6 protein-coding genes are annotated in these 6,403 nt (G+C 66.1%); 3 read left to right on the top strand and 3 right to left on the bottom strand.

The window, feature by feature from the left end:
* Window positions 1–66: 66 nt before the first annotated feature.
* Window positions 67–825 carry a slipin family protein gene (locus EOA28_RS20795; RefSeq protein ID WP_126083362.1) on the top strand — a complete coding sequence of 253 codons (759 nt, stop codon included), beginning with the start codon at window positions 67–69 and terminating at the stop codon, window positions 823–825.
* 158 nt (window positions 826–983) lie between these two features.
* On the top strand, window positions 984–2,879 hold the full coding sequence (locus tag EOA28_RS20790; protein WP_128315219.1) for a diguanylate cyclase: 1,896 nt from the start codon (window positions 984–986) through the stop codon (window positions 2,877–2,879).
* Window positions 2,880–2,911: 32 nt separating this feature from the next.
* Here EOA28_RS20790 and EOA28_RS20785 read toward each other — a convergent pair whose 3' ends face one another.
* The 3 genes from EOA28_RS20785 to EOA28_RS20775 all read right to left on the bottom strand — a co-directional run bounded on the left by EOA28_RS20785 (window position 2,912) and on the right by EOA28_RS20775 (window position 5,129).
* The gene (locus EOA28_RS20785; protein ID WP_245463261.1) at window positions 2,912–3,397 is read right to left on the bottom strand and encodes a hypothetical protein; all 486 of its coding nucleotides are present in this window, start codon (window positions 3,395–3,397) and stop codon (window positions 2,912–2,914) included.
* A 286-nt stretch (window positions 3,398–3,683) separates the two neighbouring features.
* Window positions 3,684–4,067, bottom strand: coding sequence for a VOC family protein (locus EOA28_RS20780; RefSeq protein ID WP_127252391.1), 384 nt, complete (start codon window positions 4,065–4,067; stop codon window positions 3,684–3,686).
* A gap of 132 nt (window positions 4,068–4,199) precedes the next feature.
* Window positions 4,200–5,129 carry a LysR family transcriptional regulator gene (locus EOA28_RS20775; RefSeq protein ID WP_127252389.1) on the bottom strand — a complete coding sequence of 310 codons (930 nt, stop codon included), beginning with the start codon at window positions 5,127–5,129 and terminating at the stop codon, window positions 4,200–4,202.
* A gap of 96 nt (window positions 5,130–5,225) precedes the next feature.
* Here EOA28_RS20775 and EOA28_RS20770 point away from each other — a divergent pair, with 96 nt between their 5' ends.
* Window positions 5,226–6,236, top strand: a complete 1,011-nt coding sequence (locus tag EOA28_RS20770) for an NAD(P)-dependent alcohol dehydrogenase (RefSeq protein WP_127252387.1) — start codon at window positions 5,226–5,228, stop codon at window positions 6,234–6,236.
* Window positions 6,237–6,403: the final 167 nt, after the last annotated feature.

The following is a 6,403-nucleotide window of genomic DNA, read 5'->3' as shown; positions in this document are numbered from 1 at the left end:
GATCGATGTCAGCGACCTCGTGCTGACGGTGCGGCGTCGCGATGCAGGCAACAACGGAGCAATAAAATGATGGTCGGTTACGTGGCCTATCTCATCATTGCCGTGGCCGCGATCATTTTCCTGGCGGCGGCAATCCGCATCCTCAGGGAATATGAGCGCGGCGTGGTCTTCACGCTCGGCCGCTTCACCGGCGTCAAGGGCCCCGGCCTGATCATCCTCGTCCCCTTCGTCCAGCAGATGGTGCGGGTCGACCTGCGCGTGGTGGTGCAGGATGTGCCGCCGCAGGATGTCATCTCGCGCGACAATGTCTCGGTCAAGGTCAATGCCGTGCTCTATTTCCGCATCGTCGACGCCGAGCGGGCGATCATCCAGGTCGAGGATTTCATGGCCGCCACCAACCAGCTGGCGCAGACCACGCTGCGCTCGGTGCTCGGCAAGCATGAGCTCGACGAGATGCTGGCCGAGCGCGACAAGCTCAACAGCGACATCCAGGAGATACTCGACCAGCGCACCGATGCCTGGGGCATCAAGGTTTCCAATGTCGAGATCAAGCATGTCGACCTCAATGAGAGCATGATCCGCGCCATCGCCAAGCAGGCCGAGGCCGAGCGGCTGCGCCGCGCCAAGGTGATCAACGCCGACGGCGAGCAGCAGGCGGCGGCGAAGCTGGTCGAGGCCGGCCGCATGCTGGCAACCGAGCCGCAGGCCATGCAGTTGCGCTATTTCGAGGCCCTGCACGACATCGCCGGTGAGCGTTCGTCGACGGTGGTGTTCCCCCTGCCGGTGGAACTGCTCGGGCAGTTCATGAAGGCGCATGGCAAGTGAGGCCCTGACCCTGCTCCTTCCCATCGTGTGGGGGAGGGGCTTCGCCAAGGGGAAGCCGCGTTCGCGGCGCAACCGGGGAACCGCCTTGGGTGGCGGCCTTAACCCGGAAACAACTTTTCAGGTGCTTTTAATGACCCGATCGGAGGTCGGTCGGCGTCATGTGGCAACACCTTACGGCAAATCTGGCTGCGGTGGCGCTGTTCGTTTCCGGCTGGAACTACGTGCAGCCCTGGCTTGAGGGGCGCTCGCAAAAGTTCAGGCTGCTTGTCTTCGGCTGCATCATGGGCTGGGGCGCGCTGGCCTCCATGCTGTTGACCGTCGAGATTCGGCCGGGCGTCCTGCTGGATCTCAGGACGTCGCTGGTTGCGACGGCCGGCCTGTTCGCCGGCCTGCCGGGCGCATTGGTGGCCGCCGCCTTTCCGCTGGGATACCGCATCGCCATCGGCGGCCAAGGCCTCACTGCCGGACTGGTCGGCATTGCGGTGGCGTTCGCCGCCGGCGTTCTTGCCAACCGCATCATCGGGCGCCGCCAGACGCGCACCTGGCAAGTGCTGGTGTTTGCGGTCTGCGTTGGCCTGTCCGGGCTGGTACCGATCTCGATCCTGCCGCAGACGGCCGTCCCCGTTATCGACGCGCGCCTCGTGCTGCCGCTCATCGCGCTCAATATGGCGGCAACCGCCGTGGCCGGCCTCGTCGTGCTGCACACGCAGCTTGTCACCAAGGAGCGCAATCTGCTGCGCGCCGCGGTCGCCCAGGCGCCGGACTTCTACTACGTCAAGAACACGCGCGGCCAGTTCGTCGCCGTGAACCAGTCCGTCGCCGCCTTCCATGGCTACGACCATCCGGTCCAGATGACGGGCAAGACCGACTTCGACATAGCGGACCCTGCTCGCGCCCAGACCCTCTTTGAGCTCGAGCAGCGAATGCTGGAAACGGGCGAGGGGATGGCCGATTTCGAGGAGCAGGTCCCCAATGCGAAGGGCAATCTCCGTTGGTTCTCCACCTCGAAGACGCCCGTGCGCGATGTCGAGGGCAACATCATCGGCCTCGTCGGCGTCACGCGCGACGTCACGGCGCAGAAGCAGCTCGAACAGGCATTGCTCGAAGCCAAGAACCAGCTTTCCTACGCGCTGTCGGAAATGTCGGACGGACTTGCCATGTTCGATGCCGAAGGGATGCTGATCTTCTGCAACGAGCAATACCGGAACTTCTTCCCGCTCACCGGCGACCTGCGCGTTCCCGGCACGAGACTGCGCGACATCCTCGAAGCCGTGACGGTGACCGGCGAGCAGGTGGGCATCCCCAAGGGTCACGAGCGGGAGTGGATAGACAATGTGGTCGGCGCGCTGCGCACGCCGGGCGAGCAGCAGATCAAGCTGTTCGACGGCCGCTGGCTGATGTTGCGGACACGGCCAACAGAGGCGGGCCTGGCGCTTGTGGTCGTCTCCGACATCACCGAGATCAAGAGCACCGAGGGAGAGCTGACCACGCTCAGCAACCAGCTGGCGCAGCTTGCCAACACCGATCCGCTGCTTGGCGTCGGCAACCGCCGCGCCTTCGATCAGAAGCTGGCCGGTGTCGTTGCGGAGGCAAGCCAGTCCGACCGGGAATTCGCGCTGCTGTTGATCGATGTCGACTCCTTCAAGGCCTATAACGACCGTTACGGTCACCTCGCCGGAGACGAGTGCCTGCGCCAGATCGCCGATTGCCTGCGCCAGCGCACGCGCTCGGCCGATTTCGTGGCGCGTTATGGCGGCGAGGAGTTCGCGGTCATCCTGTCGGAGGCCTCGGCCGCCGGCGCGATCCGCGTGGCCAACGATTTGCGCGCCGCGGTGCGCGAGCGGGCGCTGAAACATGATCGCAGCGAGCACAAGATCGTCACCATCAGCATCGGCATCGCCATCAGCGGCCCGACCGCCCGCCACAATCCGACGAGCCTGCTTCTTCAGGCGAACAAGGCGCTCTACGCCGCCAAGGCAGGCGGGCGCGATGCCACGCGGCTGGCCGAGCCGGACGTCGGTTTCCAGCCGATCCCGCTTCCACGCAAGGCGTGACCAAGCGCGGCGAGAAAGGCCTCGAACAGGCGTCAATCGGCCTCGCCGCCCGAACCCTTGCCGCACTCGGCCAGCACCTTGCCGATCGCAGCACCTGAGCCTTTCAGCGGAAACGTCGTCGCGCCATACTTGTCGGCGCTGACCGTCACCTCGCCCTTGCCGCGCAGCAGCGAAAGCAACGGGTCGGCGGGGCCGGAGAGCTCGGTGGTGAAGTAGTTGTACATCGCCTCCAGCTCGAGCTTCTCCGTCAGGCTCTTGTCGCCAGCCTTGAAGGTGAAGGAGCCGCTGATGCCGGGCTCCAGCTGTCCGCCCGCGGCGCCGAGATCGTAGCTCAGCACCGGCTTGCCGAAACAGGCGAGCATCAGATGCGCATCGCCCTTCGGCCCGCCGCAGACCGAGGCCATCATCACCCTGCCGCCCTCGTCCTCCTCCATCCTGGCGGACCAGGAGCAGGACGCGGCATGAGCGGGCAGGGTGGTGAGCAGTGCCAGGATGAGTGTTGCCAGCCCGCGTTTCATGATCGCTCCCCCTAGTGATGCGGTGGATCATACAGGGATTGGCGACAACGGGCGAGCGCGCAATCTCCCACCCTTTCGTTTCGTCATGTATGGACGGCCCCTCTTGCCCAAGAGGCGCCGTCCATACATGACGAAGGATAGGCTGGCGCTAGATCGACTTCTCCAGCGTAGTCGGCAGATCCGTCACTCTTTCCCCCGCGGCATGGAACACCGTAAGGCAATCGCAGGCGCGATGCCGACGATCGCCAGTTCCCCACGCCCTTGCCGCCACGACGTGGGTTTGCAATCACCGGGCCTTGGCCGGCTGGAACAATTCCACCAGATTGCCGGAAGGATCGACAAGCAGGATTTGCGAGCCGCCAGGCCCGGTCACAATTTCATTGCGGAAGCTGAGGCCCGCCGACCGCAGCCGGCCAACCTCGGCCGCAAGATCCTCGACGATCAGGTGGATGCGGTTCCAGCCGCCTGGGCCAGGCCGCTCGCCATCCGGCATCGGCCTGCCCGCCGAACTGGTCGGACCGCTGAGGAGCAGCCGAAGCGCTCCCCTCGAGACATCCGCGAAGGCCGGCGCCTGGTTCGAAAGCTGCGTGAAGCCCAGATGTTTCGTGTACCAGGTGAGGGCCTCTTCGACATCGTTGACCATGTAGCGGACATTTACAGTCGTGGACATTAGCGTTGCCTCTTGCGTGAGCGGGTGAGCAGTTTAGCCGGCATGTCGCCAGGCTCCTAATTTTTGTTCATGGTCCCTGAATGCCTTGATCACCCGCTCAGGACTTCCGCCGACATCTCGGAGGTTGCCTTCTCATCGCCGCCAGGGCGGCTCGGGCGAAAATCGCTTGCCGATCCAGTCGGCGAAGGCGCGGGTCTTGGCGGCCTGGCCTTTGGCTGAGGGCGTGACGACATAAACCGCGCCCTCGTCGGCCAGCGTCCAGTCCTCCAGGATCGGCACCAGCCGGCCGTCGGCAATCTCGCGTCCGACCAGCCAGTCCGTGCTCATCATCAGCCCGACGCCTTGCACGGCGGCCTCGACCAGCACCTCGGCGTCGTCGCTGACCAGTGGCCCGGAAACCTCGACGCGCGCGCGCCGGCCCTCACGGTCGGTCATCTCCCAGACCGGAAAGGTCTGGAAGCCGGTGAAGCCGAGGCAGGGATGTTCGAGCAGCGCCTGCGGCGTCTGAGGCATGCCCCTTCGAGCAAGGTAGGACGGGGCGGCGCAGAGCAGCCGGCGCCGCGTCGCCACCTTGCGCGCCACCAGGCGTGAATCCTCGAGGCTGCCCAGCCGCACGGCGACGTCGAAATTCTCGGCGACGAGATCGGCGAAGCGGTTGGAGAATTCGGCCTCGATGCGCAGATCCGGGAATTCGGCGAGGAACTGCGGCAGGAACGGGGCTATCCACATGCGCCCGAACGTGCCGGGCAGCGCCAGCCTGAGCAGCCCGCGCGGCCGGCCGCCGGCATGGGCGGAGGCGGCGGCTTCGGCCTCGTCGACAGAAGCCAGGATGGCGCGCACGCGGACCAGGAATTCCGCGCCCGCCTCGGTCAGCGACACGCTGCGCGTCGTGCGGTGGAGCAGCCGTACCCCCAGCCGCTCTTCCAGCGATTGCAGCCGGCGCGACAGGATGGTCGCGTCGCGCCCGACCCTCGCCGCCGCCCGGGTGAAGGAATGCGCCTCGGCGACGGCCGCGAAGGCGGCCATTTCGGCAAGGGCGGCGGGCTCGTGGGATTGTTGCATGATTTGCAATACTCAAATGCAAAAGACGACAATTATCGAGGCATAGCGCAGCAGATAGCTTCACTCAACCGTCAATCGGCCCCACGGAGTGAACCCATGAAAGCCATCGAACTCACCCAGCCCAGGCTCGACGCCTTCCGCGCCGCCAGCGTCGCCACGCCCGAACCGCAGCGCGGCGAAGTGCTGATCCGCCAGCGCGCGGCGAGCCTGAATTTCGTCGACGTCGCCGTGGCGAGCGGCAACTATCCCGGGCCGGTTTTCCCGCTCATACCCGTCGCCGACGGCGCCGGCGAGATCGTCGCGCTCGGCGAGGGCGTGACCACCTTTGCCGTTGGCGACCGCGTCGTCGCCCATGCCAAGCCGCGCTGGATCGGCGGCCGGCCGCGTCCTTACGAGATGAGGCAGATGCGCGGCATCTCGCTGCCCGGATCGCTCGCCGAATATGTTGCGCTCCCGGCCAATTCCGTCGTGCCGGTCCCGGCGCATCTCTCCTTCGAGGCGGCCTCGACGCTGCCCATCGCCGGCACCACCGCCTGGAACGCGATCCGCGCCGCTGATGTCGGACCGGGCTCCGTCGTCGTGCTGCTCGGCACCGGCGGCGTCTCGATCTTCACGCTGCAGCTCGCCAAGGCGGCCGGCGCCACCGTGATCATCACCTCGTCCTCGGACGAGAAGCTGGAGCGGGCCAAGGCGCTCGGCGCCGATCACCTGATCAATTACCGCTCGACGCCGGACTGGGACGACAAGGTGCTGGACTTGACCGACGGCTTCGGCGCCGACCTCGTCGTCGAGACAGGCGGCGCCGCCACCTTCGCCCGGGCGGTCAACGCCACCGCGCCCGGCGGCACGCTGTTCACCATCGGCTTCGTCACCGGCGCCGAGGCGACGGTCAACCTGCTGCCGATCATCATCAAGGCGCTGAAGGTGGTGGGCAACAACACCGGATCGGTGTCCGACCTCAAGGACGCGGCGCGGGCCATCGGCGCCGCCGGCATCGAGCCGGTCGTCGACAAGGTGTTCTCACAGAACGAGGTGACCGAAGCCTATACCCACATGGCAGCCGGCGGCCTGCATTTCGGCAAGCTGGTGTTCGGGCTGGATTGGTAGGAAGGACAGACGTCGGAGATTGGCGAAAGCCGTGGCGACGGCCGATCTCCCCCCTAGTGGGGGAGATGTCCGGCAGGACAGAGGGGGGCGCGAAGGAACGCCGACCTATGCCTCGTCATTCTAGGGCGAAGCAAGGAGCGAAGCGACGCGCGCAGACCCTAGAATCC

This window comes from Mesorhizobium sp. M2A.F.Ca.ET.067.02.1.1 (genome assembly GCF_004023285.1).
In the GTDB taxonomy this organism is placed as follows: Bacteria; Pseudomonadota; Alphaproteobacteria; order Rhizobiales; family Rhizobiaceae; genus Mesorhizobium.
The sequence above is the reverse complement of the archived record's forward strand: the minus strand, read 5'-3'. Positions and strand labels throughout refer to the sequence as shown.

Excerpts from the sequence above, each read along its gene's own strand:
- EOA28_RS20780 (WP_127252391.1), bottom strand. The coding sequence starts at position 4,067 with ATGTCCACGACTGTAAATGTCCGCTACATGGTCAACGATGTCGAAGAG.
- EOA28_RS20795 (WP_126083362.1), top strand. The coding sequence starts at position 67 with ATGATGGTCGGTTACGTGGCCTATCTCATCATTGCCGTGGCCGCGATC.
- EOA28_RS20790 (WP_128315219.1), top strand. The coding sequence starts at position 984 with ATGTGGCAACACCTTACGGCAAATCTGGCTGCGGTGGCGCTGTTCGTT.
- EOA28_RS20770 (WP_127252387.1), top strand. The coding sequence starts at position 5,226 with ATGAAAGCCATCGAACTCACCCAGCCCAGGCTCGACGCCTTCCGCGCC.
- EOA28_RS20785 (WP_245463261.1), bottom strand. The coding sequence starts at position 3,397 with ATGAAACGCGGGCTGGCAACACTCATCCTGGCACTGCTCACCACCCTG.
- EOA28_RS20775 (WP_127252389.1), bottom strand. The coding sequence starts at position 5,129 with ATGCAACAATCCCACGAGCCCGCCGCCCTTGCCGAAATGGCCGCCTTC.